The 19335-nt window shown below is 73.1% G+C and carries 23 protein-coding genes; 15 read left to right on the forward strand and 8 right to left on the reverse strand.

Annotated features, from left to right (window positions below; translation table 11 throughout):
* Positions 1 to 30: 30 nt before the first annotated feature.
* The 5 genes from AB0761_RS20720 to AB0761_RS20740 all read right to left on the reverse strand — a co-directional run bounded on the left by AB0761_RS20720 (position 31) and on the right by AB0761_RS20740 (position 5604).
* On the reverse strand, positions 31 to 1503 hold the full coding sequence (locus tag AB0761_RS20720) for a sensor histidine kinase (RefSeq protein WP_377270577.1): 1473 nt from the start codon (positions 1501 to 1503) through the stop codon (positions 31 to 33).
* Positions 1504 to 1508: 5 nt separating this feature from the next.
* The gene (locus AB0761_RS20725; RefSeq protein WP_377270578.1) at positions 1509 to 2273 is read right to left on the reverse strand and encodes a response regulator transcription factor; all 765 of its coding nucleotides are present in this window, start codon (positions 2271 to 2273) and stop codon (positions 1509 to 1511) included.
* Positions 2274 to 2407: 134 nt separating this feature from the next.
* Entirely contained in the window at positions 2408 to 3502 is a 1095-nt protein-coding gene (locus AB0761_RS20730) for a S1C family serine protease (RefSeq protein ID WP_377270579.1), read from the reverse strand.
* 188 nt (positions 3503 to 3690) lie between these two features.
* A complete protein-coding gene (locus tag AB0761_RS20735) occupies positions 3691 to 4719 on the reverse strand; it encodes a LacI family DNA-binding transcriptional regulator (protein WP_377270581.1) in 1029 nt (342 codons plus the stop codon).
* Positions 4720 to 4845: 126 nt separating this feature from the next.
* Positions 4846 to 5604, reverse strand: coding sequence for a response regulator transcription factor (locus AB0761_RS20740; RefSeq protein WP_377270582.1), 759 nt, complete (start codon positions 5602 to 5604; stop codon positions 4846 to 4848).
* A 508-nt stretch (positions 5605 to 6112) separates the two neighbouring features.
* On the opposite strand from AB0761_RS20740, the gene AB0761_RS20745 reads away from it, so the two are divergent.
* The 7 genes from AB0761_RS20745 to AB0761_RS20775 all read left to right on the forward strand — a co-directional run bounded on the left by AB0761_RS20745 (position 6113) and on the right by AB0761_RS20775 (position 10207).
* Entirely contained in the window at positions 6113 to 6946 is an 834-nt protein-coding gene (locus AB0761_RS20745) for an alpha/beta hydrolase (RefSeq protein WP_377270583.1), read from the forward strand.
* Between the two features lie 82 nt (positions 6947 to 7028).
* The gene (locus tag AB0761_RS20750; RefSeq protein WP_377270584.1) at positions 7029 to 7319 is read left to right on the forward strand and encodes a MoaD/ThiS family protein; all 291 of its coding nucleotides are present in this window, start codon (positions 7029 to 7031) and stop codon (positions 7317 to 7319) included.
* Positions 7320 to 7498: 179 nt separating this feature from the next.
* The gene (locus AB0761_RS20755; RefSeq protein ID WP_377270585.1) at positions 7499 to 8212 is read left to right on the forward strand and encodes a DUF2993 domain-containing protein; all 714 of its coding nucleotides are present in this window, start codon (positions 7499 to 7501) and stop codon (positions 8210 to 8212) included.
* Between the two features lie 232 nt (positions 8213 to 8444).
* Positions 8445 to 8525, forward strand: coding sequence for an Ms5788A family Cys-rich leader peptide (locus AB0761_RS20760; protein ID WP_377274234.1), 81 nt, complete (start codon positions 8445 to 8447; stop codon positions 8523 to 8525).
* Positions 8526 to 8745: 220 nt separating this feature from the next.
* Positions 8746 to 9585, forward strand: coding sequence for a sulfurtransferase (locus AB0761_RS20765; protein ID WP_377270586.1), 840 nt, complete (start codon positions 8746 to 8748; stop codon positions 9583 to 9585).
* 40 nt (positions 9586 to 9625) lie between these two features.
* A complete protein-coding gene (locus AB0761_RS20770) occupies positions 9626 to 9916 on the forward strand; it encodes a DUF1416 domain-containing protein (RefSeq protein ID WP_055586173.1) in 291 nt (96 codons plus the stop codon).
* Positions 9917 to 10003: 87 nt separating this feature from the next.
* Positions 10004 to 10207: a DUF3099 domain-containing protein gene (locus AB0761_RS20775; RefSeq protein ID WP_377270587.1), complete on the forward strand. Its 204-nt coding sequence runs from the start codon at positions 10004 to 10006 to the stop codon at positions 10205 to 10207.
* A gap of 27 nt (positions 10208 to 10234) precedes the next feature.
* On the opposite strand, the gene AB0761_RS20780 is transcribed toward AB0761_RS20775, so the two are convergent.
* Positions 10235 to 10597 carry a DsrE family protein gene (locus AB0761_RS20780; RefSeq protein WP_377270588.1) on the reverse strand — a complete coding sequence of 121 codons (363 nt, stop codon included), beginning with the start codon at positions 10595 to 10597 and terminating at the stop codon, positions 10235 to 10237.
* Between the two features lie 315 nt (positions 10598 to 10912).
* Between AB0761_RS20780 and AB0761_RS20785 the strand changes: the two genes are divergently transcribed.
* The 3 genes from AB0761_RS20785 to AB0761_RS20795 all read left to right on the forward strand — a co-directional run bounded on the left by AB0761_RS20785 (position 10913) and on the right by AB0761_RS20795 (position 13096).
* On the forward strand, positions 10913 to 11497 hold the full coding sequence (locus AB0761_RS20785; protein WP_377270589.1) for an FABP family protein: 585 nt from the start codon (positions 10913 to 10915) through the stop codon (positions 11495 to 11497).
* An 82-nt stretch (positions 11498 to 11579) separates the two neighbouring features.
* The gene (locus AB0761_RS20790) at positions 11580 to 12074 is read left to right on the forward strand and encodes a Fur family transcriptional regulator (RefSeq protein WP_377270590.1); all 495 of its coding nucleotides are present in this window, start codon (positions 11580 to 11582) and stop codon (positions 12072 to 12074) included.
* A 56-nt stretch (positions 12075 to 12130) separates the two neighbouring features.
* Positions 12131 to 13096, forward strand: a complete 966-nt coding sequence (locus tag AB0761_RS20795; protein ID WP_377270591.1) for a YgfZ/GcvT domain-containing protein — start codon at positions 12131 to 12133, stop codon at positions 13094 to 13096.
* Between the two features lie 29 nt (positions 13097 to 13125).
* Here AB0761_RS20795 and AB0761_RS20800 read toward each other — a convergent pair whose 3' ends face one another.
* A complete protein-coding gene (locus AB0761_RS20800) occupies positions 13126 to 13812 on the reverse strand; it encodes an SIMPL domain-containing protein (protein WP_377270592.1) in 687 nt (228 codons plus the stop codon).
* A gap of 43 nt (positions 13813 to 13855) precedes the next feature.
* On the reverse strand, positions 13856 to 14281 hold the full coding sequence (gene dtd / locus AB0761_RS20805) for a D-aminoacyl-tRNA deacylase (protein WP_377270593.1): 426 nt from the start codon (positions 14279 to 14281) through the stop codon (positions 13856 to 13858).
* 493 nt (positions 14282 to 14774) lie between these two features.
* Between dtd and AB0761_RS20810 the strand changes: the two genes are divergently transcribed.
* The 5 genes from AB0761_RS20810 (at position 14775) to AB0761_RS20830 (ending at position 19201) form a co-directional block, all read left to right on the forward strand.
* Complete coding sequence (locus tag AB0761_RS20810) at positions 14775 to 15359, forward strand: ABC transporter substrate-binding protein (RefSeq protein WP_377270594.1); 585 nt, start codon at positions 14775 to 14777, stop codon at positions 15357 to 15359.
* Between the two features lie 290 nt (positions 15360 to 15649).
* A complete protein-coding gene (locus AB0761_RS20815; protein WP_377270595.1) occupies positions 15650 to 16816 on the forward strand; it encodes a GNAT family N-acetyltransferase in 1167 nt (388 codons plus the stop codon).
* A gap of 61 nt (positions 16817 to 16877) precedes the next feature.
* Positions 16878 to 17582: an RNA polymerase sigma factor gene (locus tag AB0761_RS20820; RefSeq protein ID WP_377270596.1), complete on the forward strand. Its 705-nt coding sequence runs from the start codon at positions 16878 to 16880 to the stop codon at positions 17580 to 17582.
* Positions 17579 to 18373 carry a hypothetical protein gene (locus AB0761_RS20825; RefSeq protein WP_377270597.1) on the forward strand — a complete coding sequence of 265 codons (795 nt, stop codon included), beginning with the start codon at positions 17579 to 17581 and terminating at the stop codon, positions 18371 to 18373. The genes AB0761_RS20820 and AB0761_RS20825 overlap by 4 nt, the downstream gene beginning before the upstream one ends.
* A 312-nt stretch (positions 18374 to 18685) precedes the next feature.
* Positions 18686 to 19201 carry a hypothetical protein gene (locus AB0761_RS20830; RefSeq protein WP_377270598.1) on the forward strand — a complete coding sequence of 172 codons (516 nt, stop codon included), beginning with the start codon at positions 18686 to 18688 and terminating at the stop codon, positions 19199 to 19201.
* Positions 19202 to 19335 lie beyond the last annotated feature (134 nt).

Here is a 19335-nt window from a genome sequence, read left to right on the forward strand (position 1 = left end):
GTCACATCGCTGCAAGGGCGGGCACGGTGCTCAGGCGCCGTGCCCGCCGCCGTCCAGCCCGGGCCGCCCGGACACCGGCGAGCCCGGCAGCAGCAGGATCGCCAGGGCGCCCGGACCCCCGTCGGCGGCCGCACCCAGGGTGACCTCGCCGCCGCAGTCGCGGACGGTCTGGGCCACGATCGACAGGCCCAGGCCCGAGCCCGGCAGCTGCCGGGAGGACGGCGACCGCCAGAAGCGGTCGAACACATAGGGCAGTTCATCCGGTGCGATGCCCGGCCCGCGGTCGCGGACGGCCAGCCGGCCACCGGAGAGGTGGACGTCGACGGTGCCGCCGGGCGGGCTGTACTTCACCGCGTTGTCCAGCAGGTTGATCACGGCACGTTCCAGTGCGTGCGCATTGCCCTGCACAAACCAGGGCTCCAGCTCCACATCGAAGTGCAGCCCCGGGCCGCGCAGCCGGCCCCGGTCCACCGCGCGGGCGGCGATGTCATGCAGGGCCACCACCGTGGTCTCCTGCCCGGAGCGGCCGCCGGCCGGGCGGGACAGCTCCAGCAGATCGCCGATCAGGGTGGACAGCTCGCCCATCTGCGCCTGCATATTGCCCAGCAGCCGGGTACGGGTCTCCGTGGGCAGCGCCCGGCCGGTGGAGTCGCTGCGGACCAGCAGGTCCACATTGGTGCGCAGCGAGGTGAGCGGGGTGCGCAGCTCGTGCCCGGCGTCGGCGATCAGCCTGGTCTGCCGGTCGCGGGAGTTGGCGAGGGCGGTGCTCATGGCGTTGAAGGACTCGCTCAGCCGGGCGATCTCGTCCTTGCCCTCGACCGGGATGGTGGTGCCCACCTCCTCGGTGCGGGCGATGTGCTCCACCACGTCGGTGAGCTGGTCGACCGGCTTGAGGGAGGCACGGGCGACCAGCAGGCCCGCGCTGGACGCCATGATCACACCGCAGGCGGCCACGATGGCGAGGCGCACGGCGAGCGCGTTGAGCTGGTCGTCCACCAGGTTGGCCGGGGTGGCCACGGCGATGGCGACACCGGGCCCGACATTGCGGGTGTAGACCCGGGCCTCCGCGCCGTCGGTGAGGGTGCCGTTGCGGGTCACCTCGCTGTTGGGCTGGGCGGCAACCGCCCGGTCCGCCGCCGTGGGCTTCACGGACCCGTGCTCGTCACCGGAGTCATGGGTGAAGGTGCAGCTCTGTCCGTCGGCCGTGACCACGGTGACCGTGATGTCCGACTGCCGTACCCCCTGCGGGCCGCGCGGTGGGGCGATGCAGAACTGCCCGACCACATCGGCCGGGGACATCTGGTGGTTCGGCGGCAGGGTGATGGTCTCCTTCAGCCGGTTGTCGCGCTGTGCCGACAACTGGTTGCGGACCAGCAGCCAGCAGGAGAAGGCCGAGACCGCCACTGCCACCGCGACCGCGAGGGCGGTCAGCAGGGCCAGCCGGCGCCGCATCGGAATACGGCGGAACCACCCGGTGGTGGCACGGGGGAGGCGCTGGGACATGACGATCAGGCAGCTCTGGCAGCGGGGCGCAGGGCATAGCCGACCCCGCGGACGGTCTGGATCAGCCGGGGCTTGCCGCCGGCCTCCGTCTTGCGGCGCAGGTACATCACGTACACGTCCAGCGAGTTGGAGGACGGCTCGAAGTCGAAGCCCCACACCGCCTTGAGTATCTGCTCACGGGTGAGCACCTGCCGGGGGTGCGACAGGAACATCTCCAGCAGCATGAACTCGGTGCGGGTCAGCTCCACCGGTCTGCCGTCGCGGCTGACGTCCCGGGTGGCGGTGTTCATCCGCAGGCCCTCGAAGGAGAGCAGCTCGTCGTCCTCCGCCTCCTCCAGCCGCGCGGCTTCGGCGGCCAGTGCGGAGCGGCGCAGCAGCGCCCGCACCCGGGCGAAGAGCTCGTCCAGCTCGAAGGGCTTGGCGAGGTAGTCGTCGGCGCCCACATCCAGACCGGTGACCCGGTCGCCCACGGCGTCCCGTGCGGTGAGCATCAGCACCGGCACGGTGTCACCGCGCGACCGCATGCGGCGGACGGCGGTGAGGCCGTCCATCCGCGGCATCATGATGTCCAGCAGCACCAGCTCCGGCTGCTCCCGCTGTACGGCGTCCAGGGCCTCCAGCCCGTCGGTGGCGGTGCAGACCTCGTACCCCTCGAAGGCGAGACTGCTCTCCAGGGCGTCACGCAGGGCGGGCTCGTCGTCGACCACCAGGATGCGGGCGGTGGAGCCGGTCGCATCGGGGTGGGAGCGCTCGGCGGCGGGGGGAGTCATGGCGGGCTGCCTCTCCGGGGTGCGTGAGGTCGGGCTGGAGCTCGGGTGTCATGTTCTGTGCATCGGCCGCTGCGGCCATTGTCCGCCCGGGCGGGTGAGGCCGCGATAAAGGGCGGAGGCACCGCGGTGCCCGGTCAGGTCGACAGCGTCTGGCCGGCCTGGAGCTGCGGCAGAACCTGGCGCACCGCGTTGATCGGGATGGCGAACCCCAGGCCGATGGAGCCGGACTCGCTGCTGCTGTCGGCGCTGGATCCGGAGGAGGAGTACATCGCCGAGTTGAGCCCGACGACCTGGCCGGACGCATTGATCAGCGGGCCGCCGGAGTTGCCGGGGTTGAGCGCGGCGTCGGTCTGCAGCGCCTTGTAGGTGGCGGTGGCGGACGACGAGCCGGACGAACGGGAGGAGCCGTCGGCGCCGGGCAGCCGGGGGTAGCCGAAGCCGCCGTTGCCACGGGTCGACTCCTCGTCGACCTGCACGGTGACCTCGCGGTTCTTGGCGCTGATGATGCCGGAGGTGACGGTTCCGGTGAGGCCCTCGGGCGAGCCGATGGCCACCACGGCGTCGCCGACCGCCACCGCGTCGGAGTCGCCCAGCGTGGCGGGGGTCAGGCCGCTCACCCCGGACGCCTTGACCACGGCCACGTCCAGCGCCTTGTCGGTGCCGACCAGGGAGGCGGTGGCGGTGGAGCCGTTGGAGAAGGTGACGGTGATGGCGGCACCGCTGTCCACCGCGGAGGAGATCACGTGGTAGTTGGTGAGGATCTGGCCGGTGGAGTTGAGGATCACCCCGGTGCCGGTGGCGGAGCCGCTGTCCGACCGCACCGAGATCTCCACCGTGCTGGGGGTGACGGCCTGGGCGATCGCCGCGACGGTGGAGGTCCCGGCGGAGGTCTTGTCGGCGACCGTGCGGGCCACGGTGGAGGAGGCGACGGTGGAGCCGCCGTCGTGCCCGGAGGCGATCAGCCCGCCGGCGGCACCGCCCGCGGTCGCGGCCAGCACCGCGGCGGCGGCGACCAGCACCAGCCGGCCGCGCAGTCCGGACCTGCGGGCGCGGTGGCCGTGCGAGGGCGCCGGCTCCGGCTCGGGGGCGGCGGTGGCGCCTGCGGTGGCGGCGCCGAAGTCCTCGCGGTAGACATAGTCGGGGTGTCCGACGACGGTGCCCTCCACCACCCGCGGCGGGGTCTGGGGGGCGTCTGCGCCGCTGTGCGGCTGGGGGTGCTGTTCGCTCATGGCCCCAAGGTCCGCCCGCTTGATGAGAAACGGATGAGAGCGGCCTCAGAAGGTGCCGAGAAGCCCGTCAGTTTCTCATAAAGCCTGGTCGGCCCCGGGTTTCCCCGAATGGACAACTCTGCACGTCGGGGGCGTGCGGGCCCGGTGAGGGCGGCTTCGCGGCCCCGGGGCGGCGCAGAAGGGCCGTGTCAGCCGCAGCCGCAGGAGCGGCGCAGGACCAGCCGGTTGGGGAACTGGCGGACCCGCTCGGTGTCCGAACCCGGGACCAGCAGGGAGTCGTCGAGGACCAGGTCCACGGCGGCGCGTGCCATGGCGTCCCGGTCGGAGGCGACGGTGGTCAGCGGCGGGTCGCAGAAGGCGGCCTCGGGGATGTCGTCGAAGCCGGCCACGGCCAGGTCCTCCGGAACCCGCAGCCCGGCCTCCCGGGCGGCCCTCAGCACACCGATGGCCTGGTCGTCGGTGGAGCAGAAGACCGCCGGCGGCCGGTCGGGGGAGCGCAGCAGGTCCAGCGCGACCCGGTAGGCGCCGTAGCGGTCGAAGGGAGCCTCCACCAGGTGCTGCCCGGTGGGGACGCCATGGGCGTCCATGGCCCGCATCCAGCCCTCGATGTGGTCGACCACCGGGTCGCCGGGGGCCGGGGAGGCCACCGGTCCTCCGAAGCAGGCCACATACGGGTGCCCGTGGACCTCCAGCAGATGGCGTACGGCGGTCTCGGCGCCGCCGACGTCGTCGGTCACCACGGCCACGTCGTCGATGGCCTCGGGGCGGCGGTGCAGCAGCACCACCCGGGCGCCCTCTATGGCGGCGAACTCCTCCGCGGCCCGCTCGGACGGGCCCTGGCTGACCAGGATCAGCCCGGAGACCCGCATGCCGAGGAAGGCACGGACGTAGTGGACCTCGCGGTCGTCGACATAGTCGGAGTTGCCGATCAGCACCAGCTTGCCGCGCTCGGAGGCGACTCGCTCGACGGCGTGCGCCAGCTCGGCGAAGAACGGCTGCCGGGCGTCGGGGACCACCATGCCGATGAGGTTGGTACGGCGGCTGGCCATCGCCTGGGCCACACTGTTGGGCCGGTAGCCGAGCTGCTCGATGGCCGCGAGCACACGCTCCTTGGTCGCGGGCGCAACCGGCCGCGGACCGTTGTTGATGACGTAGCTGACGACCGCGGTCGAGGTTCCTGCCAGCCTGGCCACATCGTCACGCGTCACCTTGGGCACGGGGGGATTCTACGCGGGTGGCGGAGCAGGTGCCGGGGTGTCCCCTTCTCGGCCGTATCGACCGGTCCTGAGGCCGCACCGACCGGGCCGCCCGCTGCTCGGGAGCCCGGTCGGTGCGGGAGGGCGTCAGGGCCTGCTCACCGCTCCGGCGTCGTCCCCCAGGGCCGCCTGGGCGGCGGCGGAACGGTCGGCTCCGGCGCCGCTCTTGTCGCCCTTCTCCGGGATCACAAAGCGGTAGCCGACGTTGCGCACCGTGCCGATCAGCTGCTCGTGCTCCGGGCCGAGCTTGGCCCGCAGCCGCCGGACGTGCACATCCACGGTGCGGGTGCCGCCGAAGTAGTCGTAGCCCCAGACCTCCTGCAGCAGCTGGGCGCGGGTGAAGACCCGGCCGGGATGCTGGGCGAGATACTTCAGCAGCTCGAACTCCTTGAAGGTGAGGTCCAGCACCCGGCCCTTGAGCTTGGCCGAGTAGGTGGCCTCGTCCACCGAGAGATCGCCGTTGCGGATCTCCATCGGGCTGTCGTCGGAGACGACCTGCATACGCCCCATGGCCAGCCGCAGGCGGGCCTCCACCTCGGCGGGCCCAGCGGTGTCCAGCAGGACGTCGTCGATGCCCCACTCGGCGGTGACCGCGGCCAGACCGCCCTCGGTGACCACCAGGATCAGCGGGCAGCCGGGGCCGGTGGAGCGGAGCAGCTGGCACAGGCTGCGGATCTGCGGGAGGTCGCGCCGCCCGTCGATCAGGATGACATCGGCGCCGGGGGTGTCGACCAGCGCCGAACCCTCGGCGGGCGCCACCCGCACGCTGTGCAGCAGCAGCCCGAGTGCGGGCAGTACCTCGGCGGACGGCTGGAGGGCGTTGGTCAGCAGCAGCAGTGAACTCATACCCGGTAGTCCCCTTTCCGGGTCGTCGCGGTGGCTTCCGGTCCGCTGCCGCCGCAGACGGTGGACTCAGAGGTGAGGGCGCTGAAGGCGGCGGCGGACGGTACGGCCCGGTGGACGGTGGCGGCGCCGACGCGGAGGCGTCGGGGGTCCCGCGACCCTCGGCTTTCCGTACCCGCTCTGCCCACCGTCAAGCCCTCTCCGTTGCCGCGCCCCTGTCTGCCCTTGCGGGCCGGCAGGGCGCCCCGCGTCGGGCGGCGGCCCGTCGCGGGATCGACTCGGTTCCCGTCCGCCGGGTGCACTCCGTCGTGCGGTGGCGGCCGGTTGCGCCCGGTCGGCCCGGCACGAGTGGGTGCCTGGTGGCCGGACGTCCGTGCTGGTGTCCCCGAAGCACATTGCGCTTCAGCACACTGCGCTTCAGCACGCCGTGCTCGCGGCACGCCGTGCTCCAAGCACAAAGGGACCCGGGGGCGACTCTGCCCGGATCCCTCACGTCAGGAGAATAGCCCACATGACATCCACCGTTAAGGTCCGGAACACGAGGACCGGAAGCGCGAAGGCCTGGAATGCGCCTGCTGAGGCGCTGCTGACCGCCGCCGACGGCACCCGTGTGCACGCCGTCTACGAGCCCGGCAGGACGGCCTCCGGCACCGCGGTGGTGATCGCCCACGGATTCACCGGAGCGGTGGAGCGCCCGGCCGTGCAGCGCGCCGCGCGCGTGCTCGCGCGCTACGGCGCGGTGGTCGCGCTCTCCTTCCGCGGGCACGGCCGTTCGGGTGGCCGCTCCACGGTCGGCGACCGCGAGGTGCTGGATCTGGAGGCGGCTGTGTCCTGGGCCCGTTCGCTGGGGCACCGGAGGATCGCCACGGTGGGCTTCTCCATGGGCGGGGCGGTCGTCGTACGGCATGCGGCGCTGCACGGCGGGGTGTCGGCCGTGGCGGCGGTGAGCGCCCCGGCGCGCTGGTACTACCGGGGCACGGTGCCGATGCGGCGGGTGCACCGGCTGGTGATGCACCCGCTGGGGAGGGCGGTCGCCCGGCACGGTCTGCGGACCCGGATCGACCCGCAGGACTGGCTGGACGTGCCGCTGCCCCCGGTGGCGGCCGCGGGACGGCTGGGGGCCACTCCGCTGCTGGTGGTCCACGGTGACCAGGATCCGTACTTCCCGCTGGACCACCCGCGGTCGCTGCACCGGTCGGCCCGGGAGGCGGGCACCGAGTGCGAGCTGTGGATAGAGCCCGGTTTCGGCCATGCGGAGAACGCCGCCGGGGAGGAGCTGCTGGACCGGATCGGCGGGCGGCTGGCCGGCTGGATGACGAGGGACGGCGGCGCCGCCGCAGGGTGACTCCCGGTCTCGGGGCGGGCCGTGGTGCGGGCGGGCCGGGTGATGATGGACGGCGACGGTGCGACGAGGAGGAGGGGCGGCCATGGTGGTGTCCAGCAGGGCCGGCGGGACCATCCGCAGCGGCACGATCCGCTACTGGGCGGCGGCCAAGGCCGAGGCCGGTGTGGCCGAGGAGCCCTATCGGGCGGCGACCCTGGCCGAGGCGCTGGAGCAGGCCCGGGCCCGGCATGCCGACCGGCCGCGGTTCTCCCGGGTGCTGGGGCACTGCTCGTTCCTGGTGGACGGGGACCCGGTGGGCGGGCGAGACCATGCGTCGGTGCAGCTGGCCGAGGGCGGCACGGTGGAGGTGCTGCCGCCGTTCGCGGGCGGCTGAGAGGCGGCTGAGAGGCGGCTGAGAGGCGGCTGAGAGGCGGCTGAGGGGCAGCTGAGGGGCAGCTGAGAGGCGGCGGGCGGGTCGGGGACGGTACGGCATGATGGTCCGCTCGGCGGAACCGCTCCCCGCGCCGGGGGCGTCTGATGCCGACGACGCAACCCATCCTTCGAGGGAGCCCCATGCGCGCCTGGCACAAACTGACGATCGCGCTCGTGATCCTGGTCGGCCTGTTCGTCGCGGCCGACCGGATCGCCGTGGGGGTGGCGGACGACAAGGTGGCGGAGAAGATCCAGTCCCAGCAGGGGCTGAACGTCAAGCCCAAGGTCAGCATCGAGGGCTTCCCGTTCCTCACCCAGGTGGCGGCCAAGAAGCTGGACAAGGTCAAGCTCTCGGCCGACGGCCTGCAGATCAGCGGCGGCGGCAAGACGGCGACCCTGCAGACCTTCTCCGCGCAGATCACCGGGGTCCGGGTGAACAGCAGCTTCTCCTCCGCGACCGCGGACAGCGCGGCCGGCACGGCGCTGATCTCCTACGCCGACATCACCTCGCTGATCGGCAACAAGGACGCGGCCATCTCCTACGGCGGCAACGGCAAGATCAAGATCTCCGGGAAGGTGGACACCCCGCTGGGCCAGGTGGACGGCAGTGCCACCGCTCGGCTGGCGGTGCGGGGCGGCGACACCGTCACGGTGGGCGATGTCTCGGTGAACGCGCTGGGCAGCGGCATCGACCTGGGGTCCATCCCCGGGCTGGACACCGCGTTCAGCTCGCTCTTCGCCACCTCGCAGAAGCTCAGCGGGCTGCCGGTCGGACTCAGTGTGCAGTCGGTCGACCCGCAGCCGGGCGGTGTGGCCATCAGCTTCACCGGCCACGATGTGAATCTGGCGGGCTGATCCAGGACCCGTCCCGGGCCCCCGCACCGTTCCGCTCCGCGAGACGCCGTGTCCAGCACGGCGCGCGGAGCGGTGCTGTGCGGGGGCCGTGTGCATTGCGGGGTGCCTCGTCGGGATCGAGCGGGCATGCGAAGTGGTGTGAGAGGTCGGTTATCTCACTATTCGGATGAGAACGTCTCGCCATTTGATCCGCCGATGACATGCGGCGGTGCCAGTCCCTAGCATCGTCCGCATGAAGCGACAGGCGGATCTCACCAAGCGGCGGGCGGTCGACCTGTGCCGCGTGTCCGCCTGCCTGTGTCGAATGTCCTGATTGGACGGCACTTCCCGGACTCTCCGACATGCCGTCCGAGCCGGCGGCCGGGCCTGACCCGGTGCGCCGAGCCCCGAACTCATCAGGCATGCCGCAGCATCGAACGCGAACTCTGCTCAGATCGCCCCCGTCCCGGGATCCGGACACTCTGCCGGACACCGCAGCGACGGGAGCGGCCCGCGCGCCCACCTTCCGCAACTGCCCCGGAGGAGAAAACACCATGAGCCGCAGCGACGTCCTGGTCGACGCCGACTGGGTCCAGGCCCACCTGGACGACCCCAAGGTCGTCATCGTGGAGGTCGACGAGGACACCTCTGCGTACGACAAGAACCACATCCGCAACGCCGTCCGGATCGACTGGAAGAAGGACCTCCAGGACCCGGTCCGCCGCGACTTCGTGGACCAGGAGGGCTTCGAGAAGCTGCTGTCCGCCAAGGGCATCGGCAACGACGACACCGTCGTCCTCTACGGCGGCAACAACAACTGGTTCGCGTCCTACGCCTACTGGTACTTCAAGCTCTACGGCCACGAGTCGGTGAAGCTCCTCGACGGCGGCCGCAAGAAGTGGGAGCTGGACTCCCGCGACCTGGTGGCCGAGGTGCCCGAGCGCGCCGCCACCGAGTACAAGGCCAAGGCCCAGGACACCTCCATCCGCGCCTTCCGCGACGACGTGGTCGCCGCCATCGGCAGCCTCAACCTGGTCGACGTCCGCTCGCCCGACGAGTTCTCCGGCAAGCTGCTGGCCCCGGCCCACCTGCCGCAGGAGCAGTCGCAGCGTCCGGGCCACGTCCCGAGCGCGCGCAACATCCCCTGGTCCAAGAACGCCAACGACGACGGCACCTTCAAGTCGGACGAGGAGCTCACCCAGCTCTACACCGACGAGAACGTGGACCTGGCCAAGGACACCATCGCCTACTGCCGGATCGGCGAGCGCTCCGCGCTCACCTGGTTCGTGCTGCACGAGCTGCTCGGCCAGTCCAACGTCAAGAACTACGACGGCTCCTGGACCGAGTACGGCAGCCTGGTCGGTGTGCCGATCGAGCTCGGCGCCGGCAAGTAACCCCCCAACCGACCGTTCCACCACAAGGAGAACCAGCGCTATGTGCGGTGCGAAGGCCGGCGGCCCCGATCTGGCAGGAGTTGACGTGGCGAGCGAGACCATCATCCAGGGTTCGGTGACCCGCGACGGCGAGCCGGTCAACGGCTATGTGCGCCTGCTCGACGAGGGCGGCGAGTTCACCGCCGAGGTGCCCACCTCGGCGACCGGGCAGTTCCGCTTCTTCGCGGCGCCCGGCACCTGGACCCTGCGCGCCCTTGTCCCCGGCGCGACCGTGGACCGCAAGGTCGTCGCCCAGCAGGGCGCCTTCACCGAGGTCGCCATCGCCGTCTGACCGTCCGGACGGCATGACACGGAGCCCGGCCGCGGAGACCCTTCCGCGGCCGGGCTCCGGCGTTCCCGGCGGACGTACCGTGGAGCCATGCAGTCACGCCGGCGGCACGCGTACTTCGCCCTGATGGGCATCTGTGTGGGGCTCTTCGTCCTGGCCTGGAGCGTGGTGCGGCTCTGGTCGGTCCCGGCCGCGATAGCCATGTGCGCGGTGGCGATGGTCATACCGCCGTGCGCGGCGATCGTCGCCAACCGGCGCGGGCCCGACGACCGCTGGTGGGACGAGAAGCGATGACGGCCGCCGCGGGGGCGGCCGCGCCGGTCAGTACACCAGCGCCTGCACGTCGTCGGCCAACGCCTCGCTGACGAAGATCTGTGCACCGGCGATCCGCACCCCGTCGATCACATCCGCCTGGGTGATCTCCCGCCGGGCCGCACACTGGCTGCACAGCGTGACCGTACCGGCGGCCAGCACCGACTCCAGCAGATCCGGCAGCGGCGCGGCATGCGGCAGCTCGAACTCCGCGGCCCGTCCGGGCAGCGCGAACCACGCGGACTCCCCGGTCAGCCAGAGCGACACCCCGACCCCGCTGGCGACGGCCAGCGCCGCCACTGTGAACGCCTGCGAACAGCGCTCCGGCGCGTCCGCGCCCGCGGTGACCTTGATGACCAGCCTCTTCGCCACTGCCTGCTCCTCGCGTCGTACGGCGACCGGCGCCAGCCTACGTGGTGGGCCTCACGGTGACCGGGGACGACCGGCCACTAGACTGCGTCCTGCAGCCATACGCTCACCCGTCCGAGCAATGAGGAGCACAGAGGTGCTTGAGACCGCCTACACAGTCCTGCTTGCAGTGGTGGCCGTGGCCATCGTCTGGTTCGCGGTCTTCGCTGTCCTGAAGCTGTACCAGGGCCAGCGCTGAACATCGGGGTACGGTGGAGGGTGGCCCGCAGGGCCCCCTCAGACCCCCGTACCCGCGATCACCGAGGCGTCACCCAGACCATGATCGAGATTCCCTCCGACCTCCACAAGGACGTCGTCCCGCTGGCCTTCCTGCTCGGTACCTGGGAGGGCGCCGGGGTCTTCGACTTCCCCGGCCACGAGAAGTGCAATTTCGGCCAGGAAGTGATCTTCCGCCACGACGGCCGAGCCTTCCTCGAGTACCGCTCCCGCACCTGGGTCCTGGACAACGAGGGCAACAAGGTGCACCCGCTGGAGAACGAATTCGGCTTCTGGCGCATCACCAGCAACGCCGGCGGTGCCGGCGGCGCCCGTGGCATCGAGGCCTCCATGGTCCGCGACGAGGGCGTCATCGAGATCTGGTACGGCGAGATGGCCGACGGCCGGCCGCAGATCGACATCGCCACCGACGCCGTCGCCCGTACCGCCTCCGCAGCCCCCTACAGCGGTGGCAAGCGGCTCTACGGGCTGGTCAACGGCGAACTGATGTGGGTCGGCGAGAAGGCCGCCCCCGAGGTGCCGCTGCGCCCCTACATGTCGGCCCAGCTGAAGAAGGTCCTCAATCCGGCCAAGCTGATCGAGGACATCGCGGACCTCCCCGACGACGGCATCGCCTTCTTCCGCTGACGCGTTCGAGCCTCCGGTCCCTAGACTGGCCGCACCTAGACTGGGGACCGGCGGGACGCCCGAGCGCGAGGGATTGAGAGCCGTGGCAAGGACCAGCACCGAGACCAGCTCCACCGACTGGAAGACCGAGCTGCGTACCCGCGGCTACCGGCTCACCCCGCAGCGCCAGCTCGTCCTGGAGGCCGTGGACGCCCTGGACCACGCCACCCCCGACGACATCCTCACCAAGGTGCGGCACACCGCCAGCGGCGTCAACATCTCCACCGTCTACCGCACCCTGGAGCTGCTGGAGGAGCTGGGCCTGGTCTCCCACACCCACCTCGGCCACGGCGCACCCACGTACCACCTGGCCGACCGGCACCACCATATGCACCTGGTCTGCCGCGACTGCGGCAAGATCGCCGAGACCGACACCTCCGTCGCCGCGCCGCTGGTGGACCGGCTGCGCACGGAGTACGGCTTCGACACGGACATGAAGCACTTCGCCATCTTCGGCCGCTGCGCCGACTGCGCCGCCTCGACGCCCGCCACCTCGCCCGCGGCCTCGCCACCCGCGGCCTCGCCCGAGCACGGCTGATCCCCGGCTCCGGGGCGGCAGACCGCAGCGGCCGGGCAAGCCCTAGTCTTGAGGACATGAGGAGCCCGCTGCTGTCCCTGCCCGGTGCCGTCCCCGCCGAGGGAGCCGACGAGGGCGTCGCCGCCCACTACGGCGACATCTTCCGCGAGCAGCGCAGACTCGCCGCAGGCCAGGGCTTTGTCGACCTCTCCCACCGCGGCGTGGTCACCGTCACCGGTGACGACCGGCTGAGCTGGCTGCATCTGCTGCTCACCCAGCACGTCAGCGAACTGCCCCCGCAGCAGGCCACCGAGGCGCTGATCCTCTCCCCGCACGGGCATGTGGAGCACGCCCTCTACCTGGTCGACGACGGTGTCACCACCTGGGCCCATGTGGAGCCGGGCACCCAGCAGGCGCTGATCGCCTATCTGGAGTCCATGAAGTTCTTCTACCGGGTGGAGATCACCGACGCCACCGCCGACTATGCGGTGGTCCACCTCCCGGCGGGCTCCATCGCCGACGCCTCCGGTGCCGCCGCGGTCCGCGAGACCCCTTACGGCAGGGATCTGTTCGTGCCCCGCGCCGAGTTGGAGAAGCTGGCGGCGGGCTGGGGCGAACCGGCGGGCAGCTGGGCGTACGAGGCGCTGCGTATCGAGGGGCACCGGCCCCGGCTGGGCTTTGAGACCGACCACCGCACCATCCCGCACGAGGTGGACTGGCTGAGCACCGCCGTGCACCTGCAGAAGGGCTGCTACCGCGGTCAGGAGACGGTCGCCCGGGTGCACAATCTGGGCCGCCCGCCGCGCCGTCTCGTCCTGCTCCACCTGGACGGGACCGAGGAGGTGCTGCCTCCGCACGGCACCGAGGTGCGGCTTGCCGCGGAGGGGCAGGAGGGCCGCCCGGTCGGTTTCGTCACCTCCTCGGCCCGCCACTTCGAGCTGGGCCCGGTGGCGCTCGCCCTGGTGAAGCGCAATGTCCCGGTGGACGCCGTGCTGCTGGCCGGCCGGGTGCCGGCCGGCCAGGAGGTCGTCGTCCCGCAGTAGCGGCCGGGGTCCCCGCAGCAGGGCGGGGCTCAGAGGCCGGTGGGCGGGCTCATCGTCCAGCGGGCCTCCACGGTGGCCCTCACCTGCTGCTTCACCGGCTCCAGCTCCAGCTGGGGCAGTGGACGGCTGCCCCCTGGCGCCGCGGCGGAACGTACGGCACCGGGCGCCGGGGCGCCGTAGCCGAAGCCCTCGTGACCGCCCGAGCCGAGACCCTGGTCGGCCAGCTCCACCAGCCCGGTCAGGGTGGCACCCAGGGCGGCCGCATACTGCCGGGCCCGCTCCAGGGAGGCGCGGACCGCCTGCTCGCGGGCCTCCCGGTGGACGGGGCTGTCGCTGCGCAGTCCCCACCAGGGGCCGGCCACCACCGTCATGTCCTGGTCGGCGACCCCCAGCAACAGCTCCCCCAGCACGCTGAACTCGACCACGGTGACACGGAGTTCGGCGCTGCCGCGGTAGCCGGCGATGCGCTCCCCGGCCCGCCTGGAGTCCTGGTACTCGGGCTGCACCCAGAGCGAGCCCGTGTCCGCCCGTTCGACCGCCGCCCCGAAGGAGGCGACCCGGTGCCGTACCGCGTCCAGCCGCTCGGTGAGGCGGGCCAGGGTGCGGCCGCGGTCGCGGTCACGGGCGGAGACGGTGACCAGCAGCCGGGCCAGCTCCGGGTCGACCTCCAACTCGGCCTCGCCGCGCACGGCGACGGTCGGCGACGGGGATGTCATGGACGGCCTCCCAGGACAGCGGGTCGGGTGCTCGCGGTCAGTCTCACATCTCCAGCAGCACCGTGAAGGGTCCGTCGTTGACAAGGGACACCTTCATTTCGGCGCCGAACCTGCCGGTGGCCACGGTGGCACCCAGTCCGCGCAGCTGCGCCACCACCTCGTCGACCAGCGGCTCGGCGACGGGCCCCGGGGCGGCGCCGTTCCAGGTCGGGCGGCGGCCCTTGCGGGCGTCCCCGTAGAGCGTGAACTGGCTGATCACCAGCAGCGGTGCGGAGAGGTCGGAGCAGGACTTCTCGCCCTCGAGGATGCGCAGCGACCAGAGTTTGCGGGCCAGTTGGGCGGCCTGCTGGGGGGTGTCCTCATGGGTCACCCCCACCAGGACGCACAGGCCCGGCCCCAGGATGGAGCCCACTGTCTCGCCGGCCACGGTCACACTCGCCTCGGTCACCCGCTGCACCACTGCTCGCATGGCTCCATTGTGGCGGCAGCGGGGTCACGGGTGGCTCCGTGGGCGGCGACCGGCGACCGGCGACCGGCGACCGTTGGACGGCGGACCGGCGTGCGGGGCCGGCACCGGCCGGGGCGACGCCGTGTCACGGGCTCGGGGCGGCTCGGGGCGTCCATGGGGCCGTCGCATCGGCGCGGAAGGGCGTAGATGAGGGCGCTCGCCTGATATCCGCGCCCCTGCCGTGATCGGACGCGCCCTGGGGGCAGCCATCGGCGCAGGGCAGTGGGTTGGTCGTATTAGCCAGGGGTATTCGCCAGGGCTCCGATCGGGTGGACCGGCAGTGCACAGGGCGTGTTCCGGATGTCACCATGCGACAGCGGCTGTAACCCCGTACCGAGCACTGTTCCCCCGGACGGGTGCCGGTCGCTCCGCCGGGGAACCGCGGGGTTCTGGACCGGCGTGACCCGGAGCGGGGGACAGAGCCGGGGACCGACCGAAGGACAGCAGGTGGCTGATGGATGAGCACACAGCGTCGGACGGCGCCTTCGACCCCTCCTCGGCGGAGGCGCCGTCGGCGGTCCCGGCCGACGGGCGGGCGCCCTCCGGCCTGGGACTCGACGAGCTGCGGGCGCTGCGCCGCTCCGCCCAGGAGGACGAGGCGGACCTCTCCTACCTCCGCCGCCTGCTCCAGGGACGGATCGACATCCTCCGCGCCGAGCTGGCCCGCCGCTCCGGCGGCGCGGAGCAGCCGGCCCCGACGGAGAACCTCCTGGACCGTCTGCCGCAGATCCTTGCCGACGGCCCGGCCCGTTTCCGCAGCGCCCGCCATGTCACCCTCGGCACCCCCCGCGGCGAGCGGTACGGCGACGAGGCCGACCGGCTGATGGGCGATGTGCAGCTGGCCGACCTCGCCGCCAACGGCGACGTCGCGCTCGCCGCCGCCCTGGAGCGGCTGGCGGCCCACGAGCGGGAGGTCTCGCGCCGTCGGCAGTCCCTGCAGGGCACCGTGGACCGCTGCAGTGCCGAGATCACCCGCCGCTACCGGGAGGGCGAGGCCCGGATCGAGGACCTCCTGGCCGGGGACGGCTACCGCTGGTAGAGCCCGGCAGTCGGCAGCCGGCAGCCGGCGGGCAGGCAGGCAGGCGGCCGCGCGGACACGGACCGGGTGCCGGGAGGAACGACCGGAACACCCGTCGGGACCGCGGCGCTGCCGTGCCGGCGGGGGCCGGGGTGCCCGGCGGAAAAGCGGGTGACCCATCCCACCGGGCGGCCGTACGGTGCCCCTATGGCCAAGCAGACCAGCGACCCGGGCGGCCGGCGCGACATCGACATCCGTGAGATCACCGAGCTGAGCTGTCCGCTTGGGGCCAGGCGCTCGATGTGGGCTTCATGCGGGCGAGCGACCCCGGCGGGACGGACTTCCGGCGGGCGTTCTTCCAGCCCGGCCGCTCGCTGGGCGCCTTCGACGGCGACCACTGCGTCGGCACCTTCCGCAGCTTCGCCACCGAGCTGTCGATGCCGGGCGGGGGTGTGCTGACCGCCGATGCGATCAGCAATGTCACCGTGATCGCCACCCATCGGCGGCGCGGGCTGCTCAGCCGGATGATGGACCGCGATCTGGCCGCAGCCGCGGCGCGTGGCGAGGCGGTCGCGATCCTGGTCGCCGCCGAGTACAACATCTACGGCCGGTTCGGCTTCGGCCCGGCCACCCGCTGCGGCGGCCTGGAGATCGACCTGGCCCGGGCCGGTGGCCTGCGTCCGGTGCCGGGGGAGGGCGCCGGCCGGATCGACTTCGCCTCCATGGCCGAGGTCCGCAAGCTGGCCCCCGCGCTCTTCGACCGCTACCGCCGCTCCCAGCCCGGCGCGATCGAGCGCCTGGAGGTCAACTGGCGTGTGCGCACCGGCGATCTGAGGCTGCCGAGCGCCGCTTGGACGGAGCCTTTCGTCGCCCTCCACCGGGACGCGGACGGCCAGGTGACCGGCATGCTGGTGTACGCCGTGGACGACACCTGGGACGGCAAGCGCCCCGACTGCACCCTGACCGTCCGCGACCACTTCGCGGTGGACCGAGCGTCGGCCGCGGCGCTGTGGCGGTTCGCCTTCTCGGTCGACTGGATGCGCCGGGTGGTGGTGAACAACATCGCCCCCGACGACCCGCTGCCGCTGCTGCTGAACGACCCGCGCGCGGCCCGCGCCACCCCGCACAGCGACGACTTCATGTGGCTGCGGGTGCTGGACGTCGCGGCGGCCTTCGGCGCCAGGACCTACGGTGCGCCCGGCCGGGTCGTCTTCGAGGTGGCCGACCCTGCCGGGTACGCCGAGGGCCGCTGGGCGCTGGAGACCGCGGCCGACGGCAGCGGCAGCTGCACCCGCACCGCCGACCCCGCCGACCTGTCCCTGGGCGTGGGCGCCCTGGGCTCGCTGCTGCTGGGCGGTGAGACCGTGCCCCGGCTGGCGGCCGCCGGCCTGGTCGACGAGCTGGTGCCGGGCGCCGCCGTACGGGCCGATCTGACGCTGCGCACCCCGCAGCGTCCCTGGTGCCCCGACATGTTCTGACCGGCCCCGCCCGGACCCCGCCGCCGTCCCCGGCCCACGCCGGGGGCGGCGGTGCCGCATGATGGCCCGCGTGCAGAGACCTGAGAAGTACGGCAGCGGTGACGATGTCGCCGCTGTGGGGGAGACCGGTCAGGGCGCCCTGCGGCGGGCCGGCCCCGCCGATCTCTCCGCCGCGGTGGAAGCCGCCCGGACCGGTGACGAGGCGGCGTTCCGGACGCTCTTCCGGGCCGTCCAGCCCGGACTGCTGCGCTATCTGTGGACCCTCGTCGGCGACGACGCCGAGGATGTGGCGTCCGAGACCTGGCTGCAGGTCGCACGTGACCTGGCGGCCTTCCACGGCGACTCCGACGGCTTCCGCGGCTGGGTCGCGACGGTCGGCCGCCACCGCGCCCTGGACCATCTGCGCCGCCTCCGCCGCGCCCCGCGCACCGGCGCGCCCGTCGAGTACCTGGCCGAGCTGCCCGCCGGGGACGACCCGGCAGGCTCCGCGCTCTCCTCGGTGGCCACCGAGGCAGCGCTCGCCCTCATCAGGACGCTTCCCCGCGACCAGGCGGAGGCCGTACTGCTGCGCGTCGTGATGGACCTGGACGCGGCCGGTGCGGCCCGGGTCCTCGGCAAGCGGCCGGGAGCCGTCCGGATGGCCGCCCACCGGGGCCTTCGCCGACTCGCCGACCTGCTGGACCGCTCCGGGACGCCACCGCCGGAGGGCGATTCAGGCCCGGGTGTGACACGGATGAGCCCGTCGACGCTGAAGGAAACGAGATGAGGACCAACCGTTCCCGACGGATTGATCGGGCGACCGCCGAGCGGCTGCTCGACGGCCGTCCGGTCGACCCAGACAGCGGTCGCGCAGCCCTCGCCGACCTGTTCGCCTCGGCCGCGGCCCCGCCGCCGGCCGACGGGGAGCAGCCGGGCGAGCGGGCGGCGCTGGCAGCCTTTCGGGAGGCCCGTCTCGGACCTGTCCGGCAGCCACGGAGAACGACCATGAACGCGAGCGCGGCCCTGTACACCGGGCGCACGGGGGTGAAGGCGGCGCTGGCCGCCCTCGTCGTCACGGCGCTCGGTGGTGTCGCGCTCGCGGCCGGCACGGGCCACCTCCCCGGCGCCCAGCAGGACGCGCCCCGATCCGGCCCGGCGGCCACCCGTCGCGCCCCGTCCGGCAGTACCGGCTCCGGCGCGGCATCGCACGGGGTATCCCCAGGCGTTCGGGGGGCCAGTGTTCCGCCCAGTGCGGCAGCCTCCGCCGGACCGGCCGGGAGCGAGCTGTGCCGCAGCTGGTCGGCGGGGTCCCTCGGGCGCGCCGCCGCCCGGGCCGACCCGGCCTTTCCGGGGCTGGTCGAGGCGGCCGGCGGGCAGCAGCACATCTCGGCCTACTGCGCGGCCGTGCTGCACGGCCGACCCTCGGGCGGCCCGCCGACCGCCCCCGGTGGGCGGAGCGGGCACACCCCCGCCGCGACCTCGGACCACGGCAGCCACGGGGCCGACCCGAGCCGTCCGAACCGGCCTGCGGCAAAGGCAACGAGGTCCACCGCAAAGCCGGGAGGGCGCCCCGGCTGACCCCTCGACCCCGGGTGTGCGGCGGTCGTCCCCCGCTCTGCCGCCACCCGGTCAGCGGCCGCGCCGGCGGCCGCCGGCCCCTCGGGGGCCGCGGACGGGCGGGAGCACCCCCCCGCTTCCCGCCCGTCCGCCCCCACCACTCGGGCCGCACCGCCGCGTACCGCCCGGTCCAACGCCTGACCTGTCCGCCCTTACGTCTGTCCGTCAACGGATCCGCCGGATCCAGCCGTCCCCTCCGACCGGCCCCCACTGCCGCCGACCGGACCTCATCCCCGGGAACCCATGATGGTGAGCGAAGACGCCCTGACTCGCGTGCGCGTCCCCGATGACGACACAGGTCCGGGCGCGGCGGGATTCCCACGGCGGACCCGGCCGGTGTTCGTGGACGCCTCCGGACGGCGCGGGCGCCTGGTGCGCCGGCTGGGCGGGCTGCTCGCGGTACTGGGGGCCGGCTATCTCGCACTGCTGCTCAGCACCGTGCTCGGCGGTCCCACGCTGCAGGTGCCGCTGCTCCCCGCCTCCCAGCCCTCGCACCACCCGGCGCCCGTCGGAGCGGTGCCTTCCCTCCGTCCGGCTCCGGGCACCCACCCGCCTGCGAACGGTGACGGAACGCCGGGGCGTGCAGGAGCCGGGGTAACGCCCGCAGGCAGACCGCAGGCTCCCGCTGCGGCGGCGTCCCCCTCGGCGGCGACCCCGGCCGCCACCGTGGGATCCACCACGGCACCCGCAAGCGCGCCCACCGCGTCGGCCGCCCCCTCCACGGCGAAGGGCCACGGCAACTCCGGCGCGGCGCCCGGTGCGAGCCACCGCCCCACCTCGCACCCGTAGCCGATCCCCACCGGAGAGACTCCCGTGACCCGATCCCGACACCGCCACCGGGCCGCACCAGCCCGCGCCCTGCGGGCCGTCCCCCTGCGCACCCACTGGCTGCTGCTGGCTGTGCTGCTGCTGACTCTGTCGGC

Origin of the sequence: Peterkaempfera podocarpi (assembly GCF_042466665.1) — a bacterium.
In the GTDB taxonomy this organism is placed as follows: domain Bacteria; phylum Actinomycetota; class Actinomycetes; order Streptomycetales; family Streptomycetaceae; genus Peterkaempfera; species Peterkaempfera podocarpi.

Bases quoted from the DNA above. Each gene is read 5' to 3' on its own strand.
- AB0761_RS20730 (WP_377270579.1), bottom strand. From the start codon at position 3,502: ATGAGCGAACAGCACCCCCAGCCGCACAGCGGCGCAGACGCCCCCCAG.
- AB0761_RS20750 (WP_377270584.1), top strand. From the start codon at position 7,029: ATGGTGGTGTCCAGCAGGGCCGGCGGGACCATCCGCAGCGGCACGATC.
- AB0761_RS20760 (WP_377274234.1), top strand. From the start codon at position 8,445: ATGAAGCGACAGGCGGATCTCACCAAGCGGCGGGCGGTCGACCTGTGC.
- AB0761_RS20765 (WP_377270586.1), top strand. From the start codon at position 8,746: ATGAGCCGCAGCGACGTCCTGGTCGACGCCGACTGGGTCCAGGCCCAC.
- AB0761_RS20755 (WP_377270585.1), top strand. From the start codon at position 7,499: ATGCGCGCCTGGCACAAACTGACGATCGCGCTCGTGATCCTGGTCGGC.
- AB0761_RS20815 (WP_377270595.1), top strand. From the start codon at position 15,650: ATGCGGGCGAGCGACCCCGGCGGGACGGACTTCCGGCGGGCGTTCTTC.
- AB0761_RS20725 (WP_377270578.1), bottom strand. From the start codon at position 2,273: ATGACTCCCCCCGCCGCCGAGCGCTCCCACCCCGATGCGACCGGCTCC.
- AB0761_RS20825 (WP_377270597.1), top strand. From the start codon at position 17,579: ATGAGGACCAACCGTTCCCGACGGATTGATCGGGCGACCGCCGAGCGG.
- AB0761_RS20800 (WP_377270592.1), bottom strand. From the start codon at position 13,812: ATGACATCCCCGTCGCCGACCGTCGCCGTGCGCGGCGAGGCCGAGTTG.
- dtd (WP_377270593.1), bottom strand. From the start codon at position 14,281: ATGCGAGCAGTGGTGCAGCGGGTGACCGAGGCGAGTGTGACCGTGGCC.
- AB0761_RS20740 (WP_377270582.1), bottom strand. From the start codon at position 5,604: ATGAGTTCACTGCTGCTGCTGACCAACGCCCTCCAGCCGTCCGCCGAG.
- AB0761_RS20720 (WP_377270577.1), bottom strand. From the start codon at position 1,503: ATGTCCCAGCGCCTCCCCCGTGCCACCACCGGGTGGTTCCGCCGTATT.
- AB0761_RS20810 (WP_377270594.1), top strand. From the start codon at position 14,775: ATGGATGAGCACACAGCGTCGGACGGCGCCTTCGACCCCTCCTCGGCG.
- AB0761_RS20745 (WP_377270583.1), top strand. From the start codon at position 6,113: ATGACATCCACCGTTAAGGTCCGGAACACGAGGACCGGAAGCGCGAAG.
- AB0761_RS20820 (WP_377270596.1), top strand. From the start codon at position 16,878: ATGGCCCGCGTGCAGAGACCTGAGAAGTACGGCAGCGGTGACGATGTC.
- AB0761_RS20795 (WP_377270591.1), top strand. From the start codon at position 12,131: ATGAGGAGCCCGCTGCTGTCCCTGCCCGGTGCCGTCCCCGCCGAGGGA.
- AB0761_RS20775 (WP_377270587.1), top strand. From the start codon at position 10,004: ATGCAGTCACGCCGGCGGCACGCGTACTTCGCCCTGATGGGCATCTGT.
- AB0761_RS20770 (WP_055586173.1), top strand. From the start codon at position 9,626: ATGTGCGGTGCGAAGGCCGGCGGCCCCGATCTGGCAGGAGTTGACGTG.
- AB0761_RS20785 (WP_377270589.1), top strand. From the start codon at position 10,913: ATGATCGAGATTCCCTCCGACCTCCACAAGGACGTCGTCCCGCTGGCC.